The 20,903-nt window shown below is 58.5% G+C and carries 22 protein-coding genes; 12 read left to right on the top strand and 10 right to left on the bottom strand.

Annotated elements, in window-relative coordinates; translation table 11 throughout:
- Positions 1-95: 95 nt before the first annotated feature.
- Both GLP52_RS18285 and GLP52_RS18280 read left to right on the top strand, forming a co-directional pair.
- A complete protein-coding gene (locus GLP52_RS18285) occupies positions 96-2,384 on the top strand; it encodes a glycosyltransferase family 2 protein (RefSeq protein ID WP_336885936.1) in 2,289 nt (762 codons plus the stop codon).
- A gap of 106 nt (positions 2,385-2,490) precedes the next feature.
- Positions 2,491-3,498, top strand: coding sequence for a hypothetical protein (locus GLP52_RS18280; RefSeq protein ID WP_093733991.1), 1,008 nt, complete (start codon positions 2,491-2,493; stop codon positions 3,496-3,498).
- Between the two features lie 72 nt (positions 3,499-3,570).
- Here the strand turns inward: GLP52_RS18280 and GLP52_RS18275 are convergent, their stop codons facing one another.
- A complete protein-coding gene (locus tag GLP52_RS18275; protein WP_093733992.1) occupies positions 3,571-4,602 on the bottom strand; it encodes a YeiH family protein in 1,032 nt (343 codons plus the stop codon).
- Positions 4,603-4,662: 60 nt separating this feature from the next.
- The gene (locus tag GLP52_RS18270) at positions 4,663-6,318 is read right to left on the bottom strand and encodes an FAD-binding dehydrogenase (protein WP_237273174.1); all 1,656 of its coding nucleotides are present in this window, start codon (positions 6,316-6,318) and stop codon (positions 4,663-4,665) included.
- A 326-nt stretch (positions 6,319-6,644) separates the two neighbouring features.
- On the opposite strand from GLP52_RS18270, the gene GLP52_RS18265 reads away from it, so the two are divergent.
- Positions 6,645-8,180: an AMP-binding protein gene (locus GLP52_RS18265; protein ID WP_237273173.1), complete on the top strand. Its 1,536-nt coding sequence runs from the start codon at positions 6,645-6,647 to the stop codon at positions 8,178-8,180.
- 134 nt (positions 8,181-8,314) lie between these two features.
- On the top strand, positions 8,315-8,953 hold the full coding sequence (locus tag GLP52_RS18260) for an NAD(P)H-dependent oxidoreductase (RefSeq protein WP_237273172.1): 639 nt from the start codon (positions 8,315-8,317) through the stop codon (positions 8,951-8,953).
- A gap of 72 nt (positions 8,954-9,025) precedes the next feature.
- Here the strand turns inward: GLP52_RS18260 and GLP52_RS18255 are convergent, their stop codons facing one another.
- From GLP52_RS18255 to GLP52_RS18240, 4 genes are all read right to left on the bottom strand, one after another.
- Entirely contained in the window at positions 9,026-9,940 is a 915-nt protein-coding gene (locus GLP52_RS18255) for a cation transporter (protein WP_237273171.1), read from the bottom strand.
- Positions 9,937-10,374 (bottom strand): enoyl-CoA hydratase, encoded by a 438-nt coding sequence (locus GLP52_RS18250; RefSeq protein ID WP_237273170.1) that lies wholly within the window; start codon positions 10,372-10,374, stop codon positions 9,937-9,939. Before GLP52_RS18250 ends, GLP52_RS18255 begins: the two co-directional genes overlap by 4 nt.
- Positions 10,375-10,473: 99 nt before the next feature.
- Positions 10,474-11,250: an enoyl-CoA hydratase-related protein gene (locus GLP52_RS18245; protein ID WP_093733998.1), complete on the bottom strand. Its 777-nt coding sequence runs from the start codon at positions 11,248-11,250 to the stop codon at positions 10,474-10,476.
- 87 nt (positions 11,251-11,337) lie between these two features.
- Positions 11,338-12,216, bottom strand: coding sequence for a glycosyltransferase family 2 protein (locus GLP52_RS18240; protein WP_237273169.1), 879 nt, complete (start codon positions 12,214-12,216; stop codon positions 11,338-11,340).
- A gap of 169 nt (positions 12,217-12,385) precedes the next feature.
- On the opposite strand from GLP52_RS18240, the gene GLP52_RS18235 reads away from it, so the two are divergent.
- The 3 genes from GLP52_RS18235 to GLP52_RS18225 all read left to right on the top strand — a co-directional run bounded on the left by GLP52_RS18235 (position 12,386) and on the right by GLP52_RS18225 (position 14,506).
- Positions 12,386-13,135: a helix-turn-helix transcriptional regulator gene (locus GLP52_RS18235; RefSeq protein WP_237273168.1), complete on the top strand. Its 750-nt coding sequence runs from the start codon at positions 12,386-12,388 to the stop codon at positions 13,133-13,135.
- Between the two features lie 348 nt (positions 13,136-13,483).
- Complete coding sequence (locus GLP52_RS18230; protein WP_237273167.1) at positions 13,484-13,924, top strand: hypothetical protein; 441 nt, start codon at positions 13,484-13,486, stop codon at positions 13,922-13,924.
- 108 nt (positions 13,925-14,032) lie between these two features.
- The gene (locus GLP52_RS18225) at positions 14,033-14,506 is read left to right on the top strand and encodes a Dps family protein (RefSeq protein WP_237273166.1); all 474 of its coding nucleotides are present in this window, start codon (positions 14,033-14,035) and stop codon (positions 14,504-14,506) included.
- Between the two features lie 45 nt (positions 14,507-14,551).
- On the opposite strand, the gene GLP52_RS18220 is transcribed toward GLP52_RS18225, so the two are convergent.
- Together GLP52_RS18220 and GLP52_RS18215 are read right to left on the bottom strand one after the other, a co-directional pair.
- A complete protein-coding gene (locus tag GLP52_RS18220) occupies positions 14,552-14,797 on the bottom strand; it encodes a DUF1289 domain-containing protein (protein WP_237273165.1) in 246 nt (81 codons plus the stop codon).
- A gap of 136 nt (positions 14,798-14,933) precedes the next feature.
- Positions 14,934-15,440, bottom strand: a complete 507-nt coding sequence (locus GLP52_RS18215) for a superoxide dismutase family protein (RefSeq protein ID WP_237273164.1) — start codon at positions 15,438-15,440, stop codon at positions 14,934-14,936.
- A gap of 214 nt (positions 15,441-15,654) precedes the next feature.
- Between GLP52_RS18215 and GLP52_RS18210 the strand changes: the two genes are divergently transcribed.
- The 3 genes from GLP52_RS18210 (at position 15,655) to GLP52_RS18200 (ending at position 17,073) form a co-directional block, all read left to right on the top strand.
- Positions 15,655-16,008 carry a PRC-barrel domain-containing protein gene (locus tag GLP52_RS18210; protein WP_237273163.1) on the top strand — a complete coding sequence of 118 codons (354 nt, stop codon included), beginning with the start codon at positions 15,655-15,657 and terminating at the stop codon, positions 16,006-16,008.
- A 163-nt stretch (positions 16,009-16,171) separates the two neighbouring features.
- On the top strand, positions 16,172-16,663 hold the full coding sequence (locus tag GLP52_RS18205; RefSeq protein ID WP_093734005.1) for an MgtC/SapB family protein: 492 nt from the start codon (positions 16,172-16,174) through the stop codon (positions 16,661-16,663).
- A gap of 113 nt (positions 16,664-16,776) precedes the next feature.
- Positions 16,777-17,073 carry a hypothetical protein gene (locus GLP52_RS18200; RefSeq protein WP_237273162.1) on the top strand — a complete coding sequence of 99 codons (297 nt, stop codon included), beginning with the start codon at positions 16,777-16,779 and terminating at the stop codon, positions 17,071-17,073.
- A gap of 83 nt (positions 17,074-17,156) precedes the next feature.
- Here the strand turns inward: GLP52_RS18200 and GLP52_RS18195 are convergent, their stop codons facing one another.
- Positions 17,157-17,825, bottom strand: a complete 669-nt coding sequence (locus GLP52_RS18195; protein WP_093734007.1) for a L,D-transpeptidase — start codon at positions 17,823-17,825, stop codon at positions 17,157-17,159.
- Between the two features lie 244 nt (positions 17,826-18,069).
- Positions 18,070-18,759 carry a YrbL family protein gene (locus tag GLP52_RS18190; protein ID WP_237273161.1) on the bottom strand — a complete coding sequence of 230 codons (690 nt, stop codon included), beginning with the start codon at positions 18,757-18,759 and terminating at the stop codon, positions 18,070-18,072.
- A 222-nt stretch (positions 18,760-18,981) separates the two neighbouring features.
- Here GLP52_RS18190 and GLP52_RS18185 point away from each other — a divergent pair, with 222 nt between their 5' ends.
- Entirely contained in the window at positions 18,982-19,560 is a 579-nt protein-coding gene (locus tag GLP52_RS18185) for a TRAP transporter small permease subunit (RefSeq protein ID WP_208596071.1), read from the top strand.
- Positions 19,560-20,903 (top strand): TRAP transporter large permease (locus GLP52_RS18180; RefSeq protein ID WP_237273938.1); only part of this gene is annotated, 1,344 nt, incomplete at its 3' end. The genes GLP52_RS18185 and GLP52_RS18180, both read left to right, overlap by 1 nt.

The following is a 20,903-nucleotide window of genomic DNA, read 5'->3' as shown; positions in this document are numbered from 1 at the left end:
AGCAATTGCAAAGCGCAATGGCCCGACAAAACAGGCTGAGCGCCTGCCCGCACGAGGTTGAATTGCGCACCGGCCTAGAGTAGGTTTCCGTAGCGGTGACGCTATTTTTTGCTGAAAAGTCAGGTGCTCATGTGATTGGCAAAGTGATCCGGCGCAAAATGGCAGGGTGCCATTTCAAAAAGTTCTCCCTGCTTGATGCAGTCATTCAAGACGTCGACGATGCACAGCATGTGACCTTGTTCTTTGACGCGTCCGTTTCGCCCAAGCTTGTGACCCCGCCCGACGGGTCGGCCCTGCTGGGCACGAAATCTGTCGGCGGGGCAGCGGTGTTAAGCTATGCGCTGCCACGAGGGGCGGAGCCGCGCTTTGATATTGCAGGACAAAAACAGGTGCTGCTCGCTTGCAGCGCCGTCGAACGCTCAGAATATCGCGATGCCAATGCACTGGCTGCGGTGCGCAATGGCGAAAGTGCGGCGGTCGTTCTCGACTGGTTAGCGCATCATGAAACCTATCACCGTATGACTTCGGCGGTCATCCTTGACCGAAGTCGCCCCGATAAAGGCGATGCATTCGCCAAAAACCTGCAGGCTGGCATCACCGCCCGACAGCTTGGCTGCGATGTGGTGCTCCTCACAACCGATATACCGCTTGGCAAACCCGACGCCCCCGCCGAGGCGCATCCCTTTAATGTGCCCGAAGCCCCCGGCAAAGATCGCATGAAGGTGCCGCCGGCAGACCCCTGGACCAGCCCCCTGGGCGCGATGTCAGTATACGAAATCATCCGCGACCGGTTTCTGGGCGATGCACGTGCAGTAGCAAACATTGATGTGCATGACCTGATCCCCCCCGCCAAGACCACAGTGTTCGATGCGGCCGTCGGGGCCGAAAATGGCCTGATCGAATTGATCGGCCAGCATTGCTATCCATGGCGCGTGCGCAATGACGACGATGCGACATTTGGCGATCATACCTGCGTACAATTCGACACCGCATCAGGACGTCGCCGTTGGTGCATCGCACCGCATCACGCCCCCGAAGGATCGGTATGGCGCCTTGTGCGGGTGGGCAATGCAACACCGGATTTGTCGCGCACGATCCGTTTTTACCGCTACATGGCGTTGCGTCACCCGACGCCGTCTATCTCGAAAATTGTGCCCAAAACGTCTCTGGTCGAGCATCCCCCGTTGCTAGATCAAGCGGCCAAGCTGTGGGACCACGCCCCCGTACGCATGCCTGAAATAGAAATCGATACCCCTGCCAAGGCACGCGGGCGCTGCGCCATCGTGACGACCATGAAAAACGAAGGCCCCTTTATCCTTGAATGGCTCGCTTTTCATCGGTCTATCGGGTTTGACGACTTTATTATCTATACCAACGACTGCACCGATGGGACCGACACGATGTTGGACCTGCTACAGGAAAAAGGCATCGTTCAACACCGCGACAATCCCTTCCAGAAAGTGAATCTCAAGCCGCAGCACGCGGCCCTGCAGGCGGCTGAGCAAGAAAAGATCATTCAGAACGCCACTTGGGTGACCTGCATCGACGTGGATGAATTCGTGAACATCAAATGCGGCGACGGCACGCTTGATGCGCTTTTTGCCGCGACCAAAAATGCAAATATGATCGCGATGACATGGCGCTTGTTCGGCAACGGCGATGTGCACGCGTTCCAGCCGACGCCCATAACCGAACAATTCCAGCGATGCGCGCCCGAACACACACGCAAGCCGCATCAGGCATGGGGTTTCAAGACGCTGTTCCAGAATACCGGCATCTTCAAGAAGCTCGGCGTGCATCGCCCCAAGGGGCTGAAATCTCAGCTGTGGAAAGAGATCAACTGGGTCAACGGGTCCGGTCAACCACTGCCGCGCGATATGTACCGTAACGGGTGGCGCTCTACGGTCGACACCTACGGCTATGATCTGGTGCAGTTGAACCACTATGCTGTGCGCTCTGCCGAAAGCTTCTTGGTGAAACGCGACCGCGGAAGGGTGAACCACGTCGACCGTGATCAGGGTCTTGCCTACTGGTTTCGCATGAATAACAACGCCGAGGTCGAACAGTCTATCCAGACCCGTTTGCCGCGCATGAAAGAAGAGCTCGCCCGACTGCTGGAAGATGCGGACATCGCGGCAGCGCACGAACATTCTGTAGCCTGCCATCGCCGCAAGATCACGGAACTGCGGGCAACCGAAAACTATTCGAAATTCTATGCCGAATTGACCAGCCCGCGCATGGAAAAGCTATCGACCTTGCACGCGCATTTCGGGGCCAATGTATTTTTGCAGGGCCCCGGCACTGTCCCGGACGAGGTCGTAGCGCGCAAACAGGGCGACGACTGGGCCTTTACCGTCGAGCGGGAGGAAGAGACCCAGCACTGACATCAAGCTGGCCTAAATCACGCCGCACCTATGCCTTTGTTCTGAACCTTTTCGGTACGATACCGAACCCCTAGTCAAGTCTCGGATAACATGTGATGTTTGCCCAATGAAAACACTTCCTAAAATCGCGTCTCTCTGGATCGGCGGGCGGTTGTCCTGGCTTGAACAGCTGTGCCTGAAATCCTTTGCGGACAATGGCCACCACGTCACGCTTTATAGCTATGGGCCGATTGATAACCTGCCGGACGGTGTGCACGCAGGCGACGCCGAGGAAATTTATCCGGCAGAACCGATGCTGCGACATGCGCGCACCGGCAGCCCCGCGATCCATGCCGATATGTGGCGGCTGCACCTGCTGCTGAAGACGGACTGCATCTGGGTTGATGCCGATATGTATTGTCACCGCCCATTCGACTTTGACAGCTCGTTTGTCTTTGGCTGGGAAAAGCCGGGGCTGGTGTGCAACGCAGTGCTGGGGTTGCCGTCGGATTCGAAAACTCTGGCGGGACTGCTCGACTTTTTTACCGATGAATATGCGATCGCGCCTTGGCTCAAACCTTGGCAGCAACGCGAGCTGGAAAAAGAGCGTGACGCCGGCCAACCCGTCCATATGACAGCGCAGGAATGGGGCTTTACCGGCCCTGCCTCGGTGACGCATTTCCTGAAAGAAACCGGTGAGATAGACCACGCGGAACCCGAAACCGCGTTTTACCCGATCTCGTTTCCCGACAGGAATCACATGATCCTGTCCAAGTTCAACATCGAAGAGCGGCTGACAGAACGCACACGCGGGGTGCATTTTTGGGCCCGACGGATGAAACCGCGGCTTGAGGAAAAAGAAAACAACACACCCCAGTCCGGCAGCTTTATGGATGGGCTGATCGCGAAGCACGCGATCGTCCCCCAAGACGCGCCTATTCCGGCAAAGGTAAAAGTCTCCAAGGCGCCGGTGGATGATCCCGCTTTCAAAGCACAAATCGGGCTCGCGGCGCTGCAAGGCAAGGCCTCCATCAGCAAAATCTCACGCGATCACCTTGTCGACAAGCAATTCGTCAAGACCTGCCGCGATACGATCCTTAATGACGCCGCGATGCTGTTCACGCCCCAAAAGTAATACGCTGCAAGGACCGCGGGGGCATCTGCCCGCGTTCGGCCACGGCCACAAAGATGCGTAGCTGATCAAATGTCATCCTGCGGCCCCCGTCAGAACAATCAGCCCAAGGCTGATCCCCATGATAAAGACCCAAGCCCCCGCCCCCAGCAAGGCCGGACGTAGCCCCGCTGCGGCAAGCTTGCGCAGGTCGGTTTCCAGCCCCATCGCGGCCAGCGCCATCGCCAGTAGAAACTGCGTAACGCCGGTCGCGGGGTCCAACACCGCCTCCGGCACCCAGCCGGTCGAGGCAACGCCAACCATCGCGATGAACCCAAAGACGAACCACGGGATCGGGGCTTTGCCCCCGCCGCTTTGCCCCCCACGGCGCCGCGCGGCAAAGACCCCCAGACATAAGATCATCGGGGCCAACATCATCACCCGCGTCAGCTTGGCAATGGTGCCGAATTGACCAGCCTCGTCACCGCGTTGAAAAGCGGCTGCGACGACCTGTGCGACCTCGTGGATCGATGCACCGGCCCATAGGCCAAAGCCGCGCGGACCCAATGCAAACCAACTTTCGGTTAAAGGCAGCAAGATCATGGCAAGCGAGCCAAAGATTGTGACGCAGGCCACCGCATAGGCGACATCTTCGTCGCGGCCACGGGTCACCGTATTGGTCGCGATCACCGCCGATGCCCCGCAGATCGACGTCCCCGCCGCGATCAACTGTGTCAGCTTGGCATCCACGCGCAGCACGCGCCCCAGCCAGATTGTGAACCCAAAAGTCAGCACCAGCGACAGCGCGATCACCGCTACGCCCAACCAGCCGACCTGTGCCACCTGCCCCAAGGTCAGTTGTAGCCCCATCAGGATGATCCCCGCCCGCAAAACCAGCCGCATGCTGATGGCAATCCCGGCCTGCGCGGCCTCGGGCGTGCCCAAGGTATTGCGCAGGGTCATCCCCAAAAGGATCGCAAGGATCAACGGGCTAAGCATCCCCAGCCCCGGCACAAACCGCAGCACGAACGCCAGCCCCGCAATCATGGCGGCCAGCAGCAAGCCGGGCCAGATGGACTGCGTCGGACGGCTTGCAAGGGCACGGGCGGAAGGGGAGGTTTCGGTCATGGGGTACCTGTATCGTATCTACACCCCCTTAGATATCACCCGATCCAAGCCATCAAGCGATCAAGCGATCGTATCTGCCCGTCCGGCTTGGCGCCCAGAAAAGATGCAGCCCCCCAGAAACGTTCCTTCAAGCGCATTATAGCCGTGATACCCACCGCCACCGAAACCCGCGACCTCTCCGGCGGCAAACAGTCCGGGGATCGGCACCCCCGAGGCATCCAGCATCTGGCTGTCCAGATTGGTGTGCAACCCGCCCAGAGTTTTGCGCGTGATGATGTTCAGCTTTACCCCGATCAATGGCCCGTTTGCCGGGTCGAGTATCTTGTGCAGTTTGGCCGTGCGCTGGAGTTTGTCGCCGCGATAGTTCCGCGCCGCATGGATCGCCATGATCTGCGCATCTTTGCTAAAGTTGTTGTCGACCTGCATATCCCGCGCCTTGATCTCGGCCTCGATCTTTTCAAGCGAAAGCAGATCATTGCCCTCCATACCGTTCATCTTGGCGATTAATTCGGGCAACGTTTGCGCCACAACGAAATTCTCGCCGTGTTCTTTGAAGGCTTCGACGGCGGGGGTCGCGGCCTTGTTTAAAATGCGCTGCTGCACCACTTTGACCCAGCTTTTATCCGCGAAATCAGGGTTCTGCTCTGATCCCGAGAGGGCAAATTCTTTCTTCACGATCTTCTGCGTCGTGATGAACCACGAATAATCGAAACCCGTATCGAGGATCATCTTCAAAGACCCCAGACTGTCGAACCCCGGCAGCGATGGCGCGGGAAACCGGTTGCCCCTCGCGTCGAACCACATCGATGACGGCCCCGGCAGAATGCGGATACCGTGGTTGGGCCAGATCGGGTCCCAGTTTTTCACCCCTTCGGTATAGTGCCACATCCGGTCGTTGTTGATCAGCCTGCCGCCAGCGGCTTCGCTGATGGCGATCATGCGCCCGTCGACATGGGCGGGCACACCGGCGATCATCTCTTTGGGGGCAGGGCCAAGCCGGTCTATGGGCCAAGACTTGCGCACCAGATCGAAATCTCCGCCGATCCCGCCAGAAGTCACCACGACCGATGGTGCTCGCAGTTCAAAATCGCCCACGATATCACGGTTGGTCTTGTGCCCGCGCGCAGCCGTATCCGCCGCTAGCACCTCGCCCGAGACGCCGACAGCTGCACCGTTCTCCATGATGATATGTGAACAGCGGTGCCGGAACTTCAGAGTGATCCGCCCTGCCTGTTCGTGTTCCCGCACGCGGCGTTCAAACGGTGCCTGTGTTCCGGGCCCAACGCCCCACGTCAGGTGAAAGCGCGGCACCGAATTACCGTGGCCAGAACCAAACCCGCCGCCGCGTTCTGCCCACCCCACAACAGGAAACCACCGCATGCCCATATCGTGCAGCCAGCCGCGCATCGGACCCGCAGCAAAATCGACATAGGCTTCGGCCCATTTGCGCGGCCATGCATCTTCGGGCCGGTCAAATTGCGCCGACCCCATCCAGTCTTGCAGCGCCAGTTCGCGGCTGTCTTTAATGCCCATCCGGCGCTGTTCGGGACTGTCGATCAACATCAGCCCGCCAAGAGACCAGAATGCCTGCCCGCCCAGAAAGGCTTCGGGTTCCTGATCGATGATAATGACCTTTTTACCGCGATCTGCCAGCTCGGCTGCGGCGACCAGACCGGCCAACCCGCCGCCGACGATAATAACATCCGACGTGTTCATGCAAAGCCCCCCACAGGATTACCTAGACGGCGGTCCTTCATGTCAGCAGGCTCGATGCGACCCGCCAAACGACAGCCGCCAAACGGCACGAGGCCAAAGATCGGATTTCCCACGACGATCCCTCCCAAGACATCTTAGAAAATTACAGTTGCTTTCCGGTGTACCCGCCATGGGTCGATTCACCTATGAGAAATCGGTTCTGCCGTAACGTCGCAAGGCCACCCCCGATGGACGCTGCGTCAAACTAAGGTTACCTTAACGTCAGGGAACAATACGACCTGCGCGCCCAAACGGCGGGTGGGCTTGGCACTATGGGAGAACAAATAATGTCAGATACGGTGATCGCAGATTTTGATCGTACGCTTACCCGCGAAGTCTTTGACCGACGGGCCGCCCAAGGGGCTGCAGCGCTGACCGGCTTGGGGGCCGGGGCGGATGTGCCCGTCGCGGTCATCATGCGCAATGATCTGACCCAGCTCGAGGTGATGCGCGCTGCTGCAATGGCGGGCACAGTGATCGTGGCGCAGAACTGGCACGCTGCCGCCGACGAAGCAGGTGCCATCTGCGACGACAGCGGTGCGCGGTTCGTGATTATCCACCGTGATCTGATCGATGCGCTACGCCCCGCCCTTGAAGGGCGCACCGTGATCGCGATCACCCCCGACGCCGCTCTCCGCGAAGCTTACGGCATTGACGACGCCGCGGCACAAACCGACCCCGAGACGCCGGAATGGTCGACGCTTGTTGATGCCGCCAGCCCGATCACCCCGCGCGAGATGATGCGCCCGCTGATGCGCTATACCTCGGGCTCTACTGGCAAACCGAAAGGCGTACGGCGCCTTGGGGGCGGACCCAAGCGCGACTTCGAAGACGTGCTGTCGCGCGTTGGCACGGAGATGTTGCAGCTTAAACCCGGTTCGCGCTTTTTCACTGCCGCCCCGATTTACCATTCGGCGCCGTCAACGCTCACGTCTGCCGCCTTGGTGACGCCCGGCGTGTCGACCTTTGTCGCGCCAAAGTTCGATCCCGAAAGCTTTCTTGCCACCATCGAAAAACAGCGGATCACCCATATCTATCTGGTGCCCACCATGATGAGCCGGATGTTGAAACTGCCCCACGACGTAAAAGCGCGGTACGACCTGTCCTCGGTTGAATTCTGCGTCTCGACCGGATCGCCGTGGCCTCATGACCTGAAGGTCGCGATGATCGACTGGTGGGGGCCGGTGTTCTGGGAAAGCTACGGCGCGACAGAGATCGGGTTCATGACGATGGTGTCGTCGGCTGACGCGCTGGCGCGACCCGGCACCGCAGGGCGTATGCAAATGGGCGGGACGCTGTTGATCCTTGATCCCGACGGAAACGAATTGCCCGCCGGCCAGGTCGGCGAGATTTACGCCCGCATGGACGCCTTCGGCGGGTTCGATTACTCCAATGACCCCGAAAGCCGCGCCTCGGCTGAAAAGCACGGGCATTTCTCTGTCGGGGATCTGGGGTCGGTGGACGAGGACGGGTTCCTGTTCATCACGGATCGCAAGAAAGACATGATCATCTCGGGCGGGGCCAATATCTTCCCCGCCGAGATCGAAGCGGTGCTGATGCGCGCGCCCTTCATCCGCGATGTTGCCGTCTTTGGTGCCCCCGACCCCGAGTTTGGCGAACAGATCGTCGCGGCGGTTGAATTGGCCGAGGGCCACAGCGCCGACAAGCAAAAAGTGCTGGATTTCCTCGACGGCAAGCTCGCCCGTTTCAAAGCGCCACGGATTGTCGATTTCCACGATGCCCTGCCCCGCGAAGACAGCGGCAAGATCTTTAAACCCCGTCTGCGCGCCCCCTATTGGGATGGGGCGGGTCGCGCGATCTAATCCGGCGCGATCATCAATGCCATCTGAGGGGCCGGCGCTAAATGCGCCGGTCTCCTTGCGTTAGGGGGCAGGGATTCTTACATCGCGCCGGTACACACGCCACCCCCGAGGCGGCCAATAACAGGAAGACAACAATGACCAGCACCCTTCTAGAGCAGCTGAACTGGCGCTATGCGACCAAAAAGATGGACCCCTCCAAGAAGGTCCCTCAGGAAAAAGTCGACACGATCATCGAAGCGATCCGCATGACCCCCACCTCAAGCGGTACCCAGCCCTTTGAATTGCTGGTCGTGACCAACCCCGACAAGCTGGCGCAAATCCAGACAGCCGCGGGCGATCAGGCCCAGATCACCGAAGGCTCGCATCTACTGGTATTTGCAGCGTGGGATACCTACACCGCAGACCGCATCGACGCCGTGACCAACCTGAACGTCGAAGCCCGTGGCGACCTGCCCATGCTGAACGCGTATTACGAGAACCTGAAAAACAACTACCTGCCCCGCGACACTGAAACCAACTATGCCCACGCCGCGCGTCAGGCCTATATCGCGCTTGGTGTGGCGCTTGTTGCCGCAGCAGAACAAGAGGTCGACAGCACCCCGATGGAAGGCTTCGACCCCGCCAAAGTAGACGAGATTTTGGGTTTGAAAGAACGCGGCCTACGGTCGGTGATCCTGCTGCCATTGGGCTACCGCGATGCCGGATCCGACTGGCTGGCCCCGATGAAAAAGGTACGTAAGTCGGCCGATACATTGGTGACACATATCAACTGATGCGATGATGAAGGGGGCAAAGGCCCCCTTCGTTCACCTCTCCCGCGCCTCGCGCCGATTGTCCACGGGTCTTTAAAGTGGCTTTTTTCCGGAGGCCACACTCAGGGTCACCACCCGCCATGCATCCTCCTCGCCCACAAGCTCTTTGGCGCGTTCGGGATTGGGCAAAAGACTTTCATCGTCGCCGATGACCACGTGCAGATATCGTCCGGCCTCGCGCAGCTTGACCATCGGGGCGCCGTCCACCCCTTTTCTGACGCGGCGCGCCAAATCCTGCATCTCATCCGATCCAAGCTTTCGCGGCGCACCGTCCAAAAGCTCTGCGACAGAGATACGCAGATTGCGCCCGCCGTCTTTCAGGATATCCAACCCGATCAAACCGGCGGCCACCGCATCTGTCCACCAGAACCCCATGGAAATGCCAATGAGGCCCAAAATCCCCGCGACGCCGGTCTTCCAGTCTGCGGCATTCATATCCGCGTCGGCATGCAGCACCTTGTCCTGAATATCAGGCGCAATCGCCAGCTTCTTGCGCCCCAAAATCACCGGCGGGATAATGGAATAGACCAACGCCCCCACCATCAGCCAACCCATCCAGACCTCTGTACCGAATAGCTCCATGCTGCCAATGGTCGGATGCTCTTGCCGGATCAGGGTCACCGCCGCGTCATACACCAGATACCCGCCCATCAACGTCAACGCCGCCGCAGATAGGGCAAAGGCCAGCGTACCAATACGGTGCAGCCCAAACGGATATTTGGCACTGGGGGGCATCCGCTCTAGCCGCGCCGCGACAAGAAACAGGATAGGCGGGAGCAACGACAGTGTGTCCTCAATCCATGCCGCCTGCATCGCCTGACTGGATCCCATCACTAGAAACATCACAACGATAATCGTCATCAGCCAGAACAGCGTCCACCATTCCAGCCGCCGCGCCTGTGCGATCTTGTCGGAAATTTCTGGCGGCAAAGGGGGGTAACGGTTCATTGCTTGGCCTCCCGCGTCAAAGGACGCAACGCCATATTTGCCCGCATGAGAAACTGGTTTTCCCCGCGGCGCAGCAGCAACACCCGTTCTGGCCGATCGGCACCGATAGTGACGTAGCCGATGGGGTTCGTCGCCCCCGCGTGGTCGGTCAGAGGTGAATCCTCAGGAATGCCGCCCGCCAAGAGATGCAGATCGCCAATCTCCAGCGCATCAAGCATCCGGTGAGTATTCTCGCGGTGCCATTCGACTTTTGCGTTCAGCGCATCGGCGATCAGTGTCACGGCGGTCAGGTCAATCTGTGGCAGCGGGTCTTGTAATAGGCCCACCTTCAACACGGCACCTTGCACGGTCTGGGTGGTATTTTCCGGGTCTTTCGGCAACTGGCAGGCAGCGAGACCAAAAAGAAGTGCAACGGCAAGCAGCTGGCGGAACATGATCAAAACCCTTCACTGCGATAACGGCACAGATCGCGATTTCGTTCCCGCCAGCCTGCACCGGCGGGAAACGAGGGCCTTGATACCTCCGCTCGCGGTTCAGCCGTTGAACCGCGGTGGTCGTTTTTCCAGGAATGCGGCCACGCCTTCCTTGAAGTCGGGCGTATTGCCCGCCTCTTTCTGCCATTTGCGTTCATTCGCCAGCGCGGTGTCAAAGTCAGTGTCAGCCGCGCTCCATGCGGCTTTTCGGATCAGGGCAAGGCTGCGCACCGGCCCGTTGGCCAGCTTCGTCGCGATCTCGAGCGCCTTGGCCTCTACCTCGTCATTCTCGACCAACCGCGTGACCAGCCCCCAGTCAAACGCTGTGGGTGCCGGAATCTTCTCGGCCAGCAGCATCATTTCCATCGCGCGCACGCGGCCAACGGCACGGGTCAGCAGCCATGTGGCCCCCCCATCGGGGATCAACCCGATTCGTGCAAAGGCTTCGAGGAAATAGGCATCGCGACCAGCGACAATCACGTCGCACGCCAAGGCAAGCGACGCACCGATTCCCGCTACGGCCCCTTGCACCGCAGACACCACAGGCACGGGCAGATCACGGATCGTGGTCATCAGCGGGTTATACGCATTTTCCAGTGCCGCGCCCGCATCCAGTTCCGTGCGGCTTTCGGGTTTACTTTGTTTCAGATTCGCGCCTGCGGAAAAGGCCCGTGACGACCCCGCAAGGACAATCGCCCGCGCCGTTTGCGCCTCAAGGAGCAGCAGGTCGCGTAGTTCTAGCGCCATGGTAGATGTCAGCGCGTTCATCGTCTCTAGATCATCCAGCCGCAACACCGTCACCGGTCCGTGGCGTTCTACCTTGATTTTATCCGTCACCCTGCTCTCCTCCCATGCAATCTACGGTTTAGATCGGGGGCATCCCACCACGGGAAGACGACGTGAACAAGCGCTAGATGGCGCCGGCTAGGCGTCGCCAAAGGTCGCGGCCACCCAATCGGGCAAGGTGACCCGCTGTTCGAATACGGTCGATTTCGCCCGCAGGACATTCTCTTTTGTGTCACGCACTGGGGCCGCGTTTATCGTCGCATAGGCGTGATCGCGCGCCGCCTCCCAGCTTTGTGATGGGTAGCTTGCCAATCGTGCATAGAACCGTGCGGCGGTCTGATCTGCTTCTTTCCACGCTGCCCCCGGCAGACCCCGCCCCGGCATATTGCCCACATCCGTGCGATGCTGGTTTGCCGTCTCTAAAGCAGCGATATTCGCGTATTTCAGATGCATCAGATACACGCCGCGCGGCAGCTCGAAAGGCGTGGACTCGATGCGCCTTGGCCCGACCCATATCCCGTGCCGCCACAACCCCGTGCCCCGTTTGGTGGCCCATGCTTTGCTGTAATGGCCCGAAAACACAGCTGTGCGCCGGTGACCCAAAGCCAACTGTCCTTCCGCCAACACATTGTCGTCCAGCGTTTCTGCTACATTCAATCCCAAGGCAAAGACGGCCTTGCCGGAAACAGTCTCTAATACTTCCGTTAGAGACGCATAGACCGCGGGATCAAAGCAGATCAGCTCGTCCGCGTCAGTGCGGATCACCCAATCGAAAGACACGGCCAGCCCATCTGCAAAACTGTTCAGCACCTGCCCGCGCCGTCGGTCGAACCCTTCCAGCGTCTCGCGGGGCACGGTAATGACTGTCGCGCGGGGACACAGGCTTGCGATCTCGGGGTCGGCCCCATGTGCGACAACATACAGGTTATCAAAGCCCACCAAGCGCCCGTAATGCAGGTACCACTGGGACAGCGCCCAGTAGTCTTTGTAAACCATTGTGATCGCGCTGATATTCATGCCTCGTTTGTACGTCGTTCGCCGAAATCAACACAAGAGGTTTAACAAAGGTCGAGCGCCAGATCACAACCTGAGGGTCCATTCCACCACAAACATTCGCCCTACAGTGTTTACTTGTTGCGTCTTGGCGACACCGTTGCCAATATGTCGGCGTTGTCGGGGGGCGCACATGTCATTGGAAAAGCTGATCGATTTAACAGGCGCGGCGCGCGCAGGCATGGATGACGCAGCTTTCTGGGCCTCGTGCATGACAGCACTGTCGGATGTCGGCGTGACGGGCGTTGGGTATGGCATAATCCCCTACCGCAGCGACGCCACAGTGCGCGGGTTCACCAAAGCCGGATTCTTTCGCCACACCTATTCCTCCGATTGGTCTGCAGCCGTAGAGGCGAATGCGCTGGTTGATGATGACATATCGGTTGAACTGATTGCCAATGGCATGCCCGAAGTCCTTTGGAACGACGATAGCCTGCTAGAGCACGCCACCGAACCCCAGCAGCTACAATCCGAGCTGGAAGGCGACCTTGGCATGAAATACGGGGCCTCGCTTTCGCTCAACCGCAATAACGCCGGACAAGCGATTTCAGGCATCGGCCTCTGGGTCGGGGACCCCACGTCGGACGGCGAATTCAGCCGGTACTGGGAGGCCCATCGCAGCACGTTACGGCGGCTGTCTTTCGCCATGGACGAAGGGATTCGCCGCGATCACATGAGCCTGCTCGTCAACCTCACCCCCAGAGAGCGTGATTGTCTAAGCTACCTTGCCATCGGCCTACGCCCCGCCGAAATCTGCTGGACCCTCAAGATCAGCGAAAAGACGTTCGAGAAACACATCAAAGGGGCCAAGGGCAAACTGCGCGCCAGCACCCGCGATCACGCGGTCGCCAAGTCGCTGGTTCTGGGGCTAATCAAACCCTAGATGGGGGTTTTTCCCCGCTTGTTCCAATCTGACGGCAATGGCAGTTTAAGGCCATAGAACGGCATCACAACTTTTTAGAAGCGGGCTGGCGAGATCGGGCATATTCACGCTGCCTGACCTCATTCTAAACCAGCATCGTTTTGCAAATAATTTTATTATTAAAGCGCGGGGTGGCAGCAATGCCGCCCCCATTTTTCCGCCATTGGACGACATATCCGATGCGGGGAAAGCTGCGCCGCGTGTCGCCGGATCACTGCCCCTTGTGAGGCCCCCCGCACATACCTTATAATTAGAGTAAGATATTCAATCGACCGGGCTTCCCCGCCCCATGTATGGACTTCTCTTGATATGGCATCACTGGCGACCCTTCCGATCTCGGATCGTGACGACACACCACTGCACGCACCTGCCCCGCACGTTACCCCCGACCAACGCGCCGCCCTGACCCGTTTGCGGCTGTCGGCGATGGCATGTCGCGTCGCCGCGCGCACGGATCTTTACGAAGCCTGCGCCCTGCTCAGCCTCGACGGCGAAGACGCCAAGCGCACATTTGTCGATACGCTCGTCAAATGCCTGCCAAGCGCAGTACAGCGGCAAGTGATCTGGTTCACCCCCGGAACAGATACGCTTTCGTTCGACGAATCCTGGACCCTGCGGTGCCTGACCTGCATCCGCGCCAATGATCTTGCTAACCTCAATTTCCTGATCAAGTCGCGGGTATCCCATGCGGACCGGCGCTATATCGGCTATCTGCTAAGCCAGATATCCGAGCAGTTTTCTAAAGATTAGAATTATTCTAAACAAGTCTTGGCAAACCGTTTTCCGCGTCTATGTTAAAAGACAGCCAGCTTGTACCGTGCCAGCCAGTTACAATTTCAAACATGTGGGGACGTAAAAATGAACCAGACAGCCGCTGCATTGACCACCGATGCAAAAACAGCAATCGCCGATGCGTTAAACCAATGCGTTGCCGAAACCGCCGTGACGACAATGCTCGCGCAGAACTTTCACTGGAATGTAAAAGGCATGTCGTTCGGTCCGCTGCACGATCTGTTCCAGAAAATCTACGAAGACCACTTTGTCGCGCAGGATGATCTGGCAGAGCGTATCCGAGCCCTTGATGTGCACGCCGAAGGGATGCTTTCCGGCATGCTCAAACGGTCCAAGATCAGCGAACATGATGGCCATGCGACCGATCAGGAAATGATCCGCATGATGATGGAAGCGCAAGAGACGCTGGCCTCTACCATCGCGGGCGCAGGCCAGCTGGCCGCCGACAACGGCGACACGCTAACCGAAGATCTGTGTATCGCACGCGGAACAGCGCATGAAAAATTCGCGTGGTTCCTGCGCGCACACCTCGCAGGCTAACCGCCCTGCCCGCTGACGCCGTTAGCACATCGAAACAAATCGCGGCTAGAGAAGCTTCTCGGCCGCGATTTTGCGTTTAGCGAGCTTTTTGCGATACGCCAGATCCCAGTGACTATATTTGCCCAGACGTTCCTGCTGTGCGGTCAGCATGTGCAAGAACCCCACGCGGTGGCTTTCCTTCTTCAGCGACTTGAACATAGATTTCTGCGCCTTGGTCATCGAACAACCGATGCAATGGCCCTCGCGTTTGAACTTGCACACGTCGATACAGGGGCTTGGAGTTTTAGCCATGGGAAACCTTGCTGATACATCCGGCAATTTGATCCCTGTCGGTCAGGGGGCTCGCGGTAGCATATGGCAATAAACGCAAGGCCGCACCAGTGCAGGCGCGGCCTTGATCCTTCACATCATTGTATGTGGGCTGCGATCAAGCAGGGTCGGCCCCGAAGGTCCCACAAGCAATACGATCCCCCGCGTCGCCCGATGGCTGCGAGCTGTAATCGTCCTGTCCGCCATGTGTCACAAACGCCGCACCATCATCGTCCATCAGGTGTTCTTCCACGTTCAGGAAAGGCAGAAATACCTCCTGCTCGACTGTGCCATCGCTGTTTACGGTGACGTTCGGCATGTCACCGGGGTGCGGGCCACCTGCGGCCAGCACGCCATGTTCCCGGTCCCCTGCAATATGACCGCCTGCTGATTTAAAGCCCTCGCCCGAACAATCCCCGGTCTCGTGCAAGTGCACTGCGATACCCCCCTCGGGCAGGTTCGTCAGCGACAGTTTCGCCAGCGCAACGCCGGACTCTGTGTCGCTTACCGAAACGGTCCCGACCTCTGCGCCGTCGCTGTTCATGACGGTCGCTGTGGTCTCTGCTGCAAATGCGGCGCTTGTCATCAGCCCGCAGGCCACGGCAGTGGTAAATGCGATTTTCATGGTAATCTCCCTCTATGCTTGGATTTGAACCGGCCAACTGTGGTCGATTGGTCAAGGACCAACCCGCCCGATTTCGCAAGGGTTCCAAGACAACGGCCCCCTCGGCCAGACCTCGCCCATCGGCAGAACTTGGCCGCCAGTGAAAGCCGCCGGAACCGGAACCGCGCATCCTTCGTTTCAACTACAGATAACCACAACACAGGAGAGTTTCGACATGACTGCAACATCACACTCTAGCCTCGTATCTTCCTCTGACGTGAACGGGACGAATGTCTACAGCCGCGACGGCACACACATTGGCTCCATCGATCACTTGATGATCGACAAACAATCGGGAAAGGTCGCTTATGCCGTGATGGGCTTTGGCGGGTTTCTTGGCCTCGGCGAAGAACACCATCCGGTGCCGTGGGGCAAGCTCGACTACGACACTGCTAAAGAAGGTTTCGTAACCGACATCACCGAAGAGCAAGTCAAAGGCGCGCCGGACCGCAACGACGGCTGGAAAGCGGATCGGGACTGGGAACGCCGGACGCATGAACACTACATGATCCCCAACTATTGGATCTGATCCCCGCAAATAGCTACATCACCGACCGTCCCCCTTTCGGGGGCGGTCTTTTTCGATTGCCGCCTTATCATATACTTTATCGCGTTAAAGCTTCCGGAAGATCGCCCATGCCACATGCCCCCGCAGCCCCCCGCCTCTCTGTCTGCCCGCAGGAGCCGTGCTGATGTGGGATGATATCTTAGGCCAGTTCGCGCTCTCTCCCAGCCTGCCCTTATCGGTGGTGATCTCGCGTACGCTCGCGACAGTCGTGTTTTGTGGGCTCATTGGGCTGGAGCGTGAAACGTCCAAACGACCCGCTGGACTGCGCACTCATATGCTGATCGGTCTTGCGTCCTGCATCTACTGTTTGCTGACGCTCGCCCTCCTTGCCCGCAGCGCTGAATTTGGCGACACCATCCAGATGGACCCGCTGCGCATCATCGAGGCGGTTACGAGCGGCGTCGCCTTCCTCGCGGCGGGATTGATCGTTTTCTCGCAGGGCAAAGTGCGCGGACTAACCACAGGTGCCAGCATGTGGGTCGCCGCCGCTGTCGGCGTGGCCTGCGGTTTGGGCGAATGGACCATCGCAGGTATGACGGTGATCCTTGCCCTCATTATCATCGCACTGGTGCGAAAGCTCGAAAAACACGCGGGCACCTACGAGGATCACGACTAGGATCGACCCAATGCAGCAATGCAACAGTTTGTGACGTGAAAACACATGCCCTTGTTTTACAACTCCGGCGGAATACCGTAGCTGCATAACAGATTCATATGAGGAAGATAACGATGAGCGTTCGGGTTTGGATTGCAGGCTGTGCCGTTTTGGCGCTGGCTGCTTGTGCGGAAGTGCCAACTACCACTGACAAAATGACCAACGACCAAGGGTTTTTCACCGAACTGCCCGAAAATGTGCGCCTGGTGGCTGCCAAGAACCAGGACCTGACCGCGGTTAAGATCGACCCCAGCAACGGATGCTACGTCTACCGCTACCGCGGGCCGGTCGAAACGACCTTCCTGCCCCTGCGCGCCGACAATGGCCGTCCGATCTGTACCCAAACGATCGCGGCAGCTGCGGCGGGCTAATGCGCCCCGCATCGTGACGTAAAAAGGCCGCCGGAAGCTCGATGCTTCCGGCGGCCTTTTGTATCTACAAGCCGTAACTCCGCTTAGCTCGTTGCGGTGATGCGCTCTTCGGGTGGATAAAGAATAGCGCGCGAACCGGTGTTCACGTTTTCATATAAGGCGTTGATGTGCGGCATGATCATCCGTACGCAACCAGAGCTCGCACGCCCCCCGATCGACTGCGGGTTCGGCGAGCCGTGAATGCGCAGATAGGTGTCGCGGTTGCCCACAAACAGATACAGCGCACGCGACCCCAAGGGGTTCTGCGGTCCGGCATCCATACCGTCAGCGTGTTGAGCGTAAAGCTCAGGATCGCGACGGATCATATTCTGGGTCGGCGTCCACGTCGGCCATTTCGCCTTGCGCTTGATCGAATAGGTGCCGGGTTCGTACAGATCGCCACGGGCAATCGCCACACCATATCTCATGGCCGTACCGTTGTCCTGAATGTGGTAAAGATAGCGGGCCACCGCATCAACGTGAATGTCACCCGGTATCAATCCGGGGTTCGATTCGACAAGACGCGGCAGGAAGCGTGGTGCGACACCCCACGGGTTTGTCGTTGCAGGGTCAAAGCCGGCGGGCGTCACTTGTGCGTCCCACGCATCCCACATCGACCGGTTAGTCGTGGCAGCAGCGGCAAGGTTCGGGGCCAGAGGGGCGGAAAACAACGCGGCAGCGGTGCTGGTGATGAAATGTCGTTTGGTCAGCATGCGGACACGCTCCTATTTAGTTAGTGCTTGAAGAAGTAACCCCCGATAACGCGCCTCTGTTCCCAAGAACCAGTCACATGGCCGTGTGAGTTTGTTTCGACAGGGGTAAACTAGACCGCCCGCACCCAAAACGCTACGGCTCGTTTCCCCTTATTTTATTGATAAATCCACAGATACTTTGACAAAGTTCCAATAAGATTGAAATTCTGTCAGTTTCATCGAATCTGACGCAGCAATAATTCCTTTATAGGTGGGCACCGGGCCTGCTGCGCAAAAACATCTTCTTGCGCCGTGACCAGTGCAGTCCAATTTCGCCGGCCATACGCTCCATCCCACGGTGCAATTCATATCTGCGCAGAAATGGGAACCACGCACGCAGCCTGATGACACTCGGGTCGCCGAACCCGTCTACAATGAAAGGTCGGCAGATACCGTCTTCCTGCCCCCACACGATGCTCCGGCAATCTGCCTTTGGCACAACGACACCGAGCGCAAAAACCGATCGCGCGAAATCATTCAAAGCCTTCAGCGCGGCGGTATCCAGCATGTCACGCGCGATAAACTCATCCAGCGTCAGCCCCAGTCCGCCAGCTTTTGGCCCGACACGCTGCATCAATAGACCCAGTCCCATGTCCGTGCGCGTCATCCCATGCGTCGTCGCCAGCGGAGAGACAAAGGCGGTGCCAAAGCTGCGCATGCGCACTTCCATTTCATGCGACACCTCACGCACCAAAGCGCGGTGCAGCGTCACTGGGAATTGCGTGTGTACCAACGGCCTCACACGCCGCTTGCGCGCCGACACATCCGCCCCGATCGGCACTTTCGCGACCAGATCGCCGGCACCATTCACCGCGAACACCGCCCTCCCTTGCTCTCTTCTAAGCAGAGCGCCTGTATTCAACTGGAGCACTTGGGCTGATTTTGGCATATTCATAAATTATCTTTAACTACGGGAACTTATCAACGGAAACACACGACGGCGAATCTGTAACCTAAAGTTGCACGAAATGTCAAAAGCTATCCTTAGAAGGATCCTTCACCCGCGTCACCTGCCAGCTTTTAACACCGTCAAGAATCCGTCGCCGCTTGACATTCCCCCGTGGCACTTTGATTGACGTGCGTTAAGAACGATAGAAACCATAGAAAAGGGTGGAATGTGCGTTTTCTCGCTGGAGTAGCCTCACTCATATGCGCTGTTAACTTGATTATCGGGAAAGTCTTTTCCTGGCTCGCGCTGGCCATTGTCATTGTCTGCTTCACCGTAGTGGTACAAAGATACCTCTTTGCCATCAGCTATGTCTGGATGCAGGACCTGTATATCTGGCTCAATGGCGCAATGTTTACCGCCGTCGCCGGTTTTGCGCTGTTGCGCGACGATCACGTGCGGGTCGATATTTTCTACCGCCCCGCCAAACTGCGCACCCGTGCCATTACCGATCTGATCGGTGTGGTTATATTTCTGCTGCCCTTTACGTGGATCGTCTACATCTATTCCATGCCCTTCGTGCAGCGCGCCTGGAGCTATCATGAAGGCTCCGCCAACGTTGGTGGGATGCCGGGGCTCTATATTCTCAAAACCTTTATCATCGTCTTTGCCGCCCTGATCGCGGCGCAAGGTATTGCGATGGCGATCCGGTCGATTCTGGTGTTGCGGGGCAGGGTCGATCTTGTCCCCGCCGCGATGCAGTACAGCCCCGATGCCATCAAACCCGCCGCCACTAAGGGAGCCGCCTGATGGACCCGATAATGATTGGCGAGATGCTCGCCGCGCTGATGTTCTTTGGGGTCATCGGCTTTTTGCTTCTGGGCTTTCCGGTTGCCTTCACCCTCGCCGGTACATCGTTACTATTCTGCGGTGTAGGCATGGCTTTGGGCGTGTTCGATCCGTCGAATTTCGGGTCTTTGCCAAACCGCTATATCGGCTTCATGACAAACGAGGTCCTTGTGGCCGTGCCCCTGTTCATCTTTATGGGCGTGATGCTTGAACGCAGCCAGATCGCTGAACAGCTGTTGCTTACGATGGGCAAGATGTTCGGCAATATGCGTGGCGGGCTTGGTATCTCTGTCGTGCTGGTCGGTGCCATGCTTGCGGCCTCTACCGGGGTTGTGGGCGCGACAGTGGTGACTATGGGGCTGATCTCGCTGCCCGCGATGCTACGCGCGGGGTATGACCCGAAACTGGCGACTGGCGTTATCTGTGCCAGCGGTACCCTGGGGCAAATCATCCCCCCCTCTACCGTCTTGATCTTCATGGGCGATATGCTGTCGGGCATTAACTCGCAGGTGCAGATGGCCAAGGGCAATTATGCCCCGACGCCCGTGTCTGTCGGCGATCTTTTTGCCGGCGCCTTGCTGCCCGGTCTGCTGCTCGTATCGTTGTACCTTGGATACGTTTTGTTCAAAGCCGCAACCGATCCAGAATCCTGCCCCGCGACACCGGTTCCGGCAGATGAAAAATCGGCCCTGCTGCGCGAGGTCTTTGTCGCATTGGTACCGCCTTTGGCTCTGATTATGGCCGTTTTAGGCTCTATTCTGGGCGGCATCGCCACCCCGACAGAGGCAGCATCCGTAGGGGCTGTGGGTGCCATGATCCTAGCAGCGCTGCGTTGGCGATTGTCCTTTGGGGTGCTCAAGGAAACCATGATCGCGACGGCAACGATCACCAGCATGGTCTTTGTGATCCTGCTCGGGGCGTCGGTTTTCTCTGTCGTGTTCCGCATGATGGGGGGCGACAATCTGGTGCATGAATTCCTCAGCAATCTGCCCGGTGGCACGCTCGCCGCTGTTGCAGTCGTTATGCTGATCATGTTCTTCCTGGGCTTCATCCTCGACACGTTCGAGATCATCTTTATCGTGATCCCGATCACCGCACCGGTGCTGCTGATGCTGGATGTCGATCCGATCTGGCTGGGCGTGCTTGTCGGCGTGAACCTGCAAACCTCGTTCCTGACGCCGCCCTTTGGCTTCGCGCTCTTTTACCTGCGCGGCGTCGCCCCGGCGGACCTGCCCACCAGCGCGATCTACAAAGGCATCCTGCCCTTCGTGCTGTTGCAGGTGGTGGCGATTGCGATCTTGTTC

The sequence above is a fragment of the Sulfitobacter sp. M22 genome, assembly GCF_021736025.1.
GTDB classification, from domain to species: domain Bacteria; phylum Pseudomonadota; class Alphaproteobacteria; order Rhodobacterales; family Rhodobacteraceae; genus Sulfitobacter; species Sulfitobacter litoralis.
The sequence above is the reverse complement of the archived record's forward strand: the minus strand, read 5'-3'. Positions and strand labels throughout refer to the sequence as shown.

Excerpts from the sequence above, each read along its gene's own strand:
- GLP52_RS18260 (WP_237273172.1), top strand. The coding sequence starts at position 8,315 with ATGACCAGCACCCTTCTAGAGCAGCTGAACTGGCGCTATGCGACCAAA.
- GLP52_RS18265 (WP_237273173.1), top strand. The coding sequence starts at position 6,645 with ATGTCAGATACGGTGATCGCAGATTTTGATCGTACGCTTACCCGCGAA.
- GLP52_RS18280 (WP_093733991.1), top strand. The coding sequence starts at position 2,491 with ATGAAAACACTTCCTAAAATCGCGTCTCTCTGGATCGGCGGGCGGTTG.
- GLP52_RS18255 (WP_237273171.1), bottom strand. The coding sequence starts at position 9,940 with ATGAACCGTTACCCCCCTTTGCCGCCAGAAATTTCCGACAAGATCGCA.
- GLP52_RS18210 (WP_237273163.1), top strand. The coding sequence starts at position 15,655 with ATGACTGCAACATCACACTCTAGCCTCGTATCTTCCTCTGACGTGAAC.
- GLP52_RS18250 (WP_237273170.1), bottom strand. The coding sequence starts at position 10,374 with ATGTTCCGCCAGCTGCTTGCCGTTGCACTTCTTTTTGGTCTCGCTGCC.
- GLP52_RS18230 (WP_237273167.1), top strand. The coding sequence starts at position 13,484 with ATGGCATCACTGGCGACCCTTCCGATCTCGGATCGTGACGACACACCA.
- GLP52_RS18270 (WP_237273174.1), bottom strand. The coding sequence starts at position 6,318 with ATGAACACGTCGGATGTTATTATCGTCGGCGGCGGGTTGGCCGGTCTG.
- GLP52_RS18240 (WP_237273169.1), bottom strand. The coding sequence starts at position 12,216 with ATGAATATCAGCGCGATCACAATGGTTTACAAAGACTACTGGGCGCTG.
- GLP52_RS18215 (WP_237273164.1), bottom strand. The coding sequence starts at position 15,440 with ATGAAAATCGCATTTACCACTGCCGTGGCCTGCGGGCTGATGACAAGC.
- GLP52_RS18200 (WP_237273162.1), top strand. The coding sequence starts at position 16,777 with ATGAGCGTTCGGGTTTGGATTGCAGGCTGTGCCGTTTTGGCGCTGGCT.
- GLP52_RS18235 (WP_237273168.1), top strand. The coding sequence starts at position 12,386 with ATGTCATTGGAAAAGCTGATCGATTTAACAGGCGCGGCGCGCGCAGGC.
- GLP52_RS18205 (WP_093734005.1), top strand. The coding sequence starts at position 16,172 with ATGTGGGATGATATCTTAGGCCAGTTCGCGCTCTCTCCCAGCCTGCCC.
- GLP52_RS18225 (WP_237273166.1), top strand. The coding sequence starts at position 14,033 with ATGAACCAGACAGCCGCTGCATTGACCACCGATGCAAAAACAGCAATC.
- GLP52_RS18190 (WP_237273161.1), bottom strand. The coding sequence starts at position 18,759 with ATGAATATGCCAAAATCAGCCCAAGTGCTCCAGTTGAATACAGGCGCT.
- GLP52_RS18275 (WP_093733992.1), bottom strand. The coding sequence starts at position 4,602 with ATGACCGAAACCTCCCCTTCCGCCCGTGCCCTTGCAAGCCGTCCGACG.
- GLP52_RS18220 (WP_237273165.1), bottom strand. The coding sequence starts at position 14,797 with ATGGCTAAAACTCCAAGCCCCTGTATCGACGTGTGCAAGTTCAAACGC.
- GLP52_RS18195 (WP_093734007.1), bottom strand. The coding sequence starts at position 17,825 with ATGCTGACCAAACGACATTTCATCACCAGCACCGCTGCCGCGTTGTTT.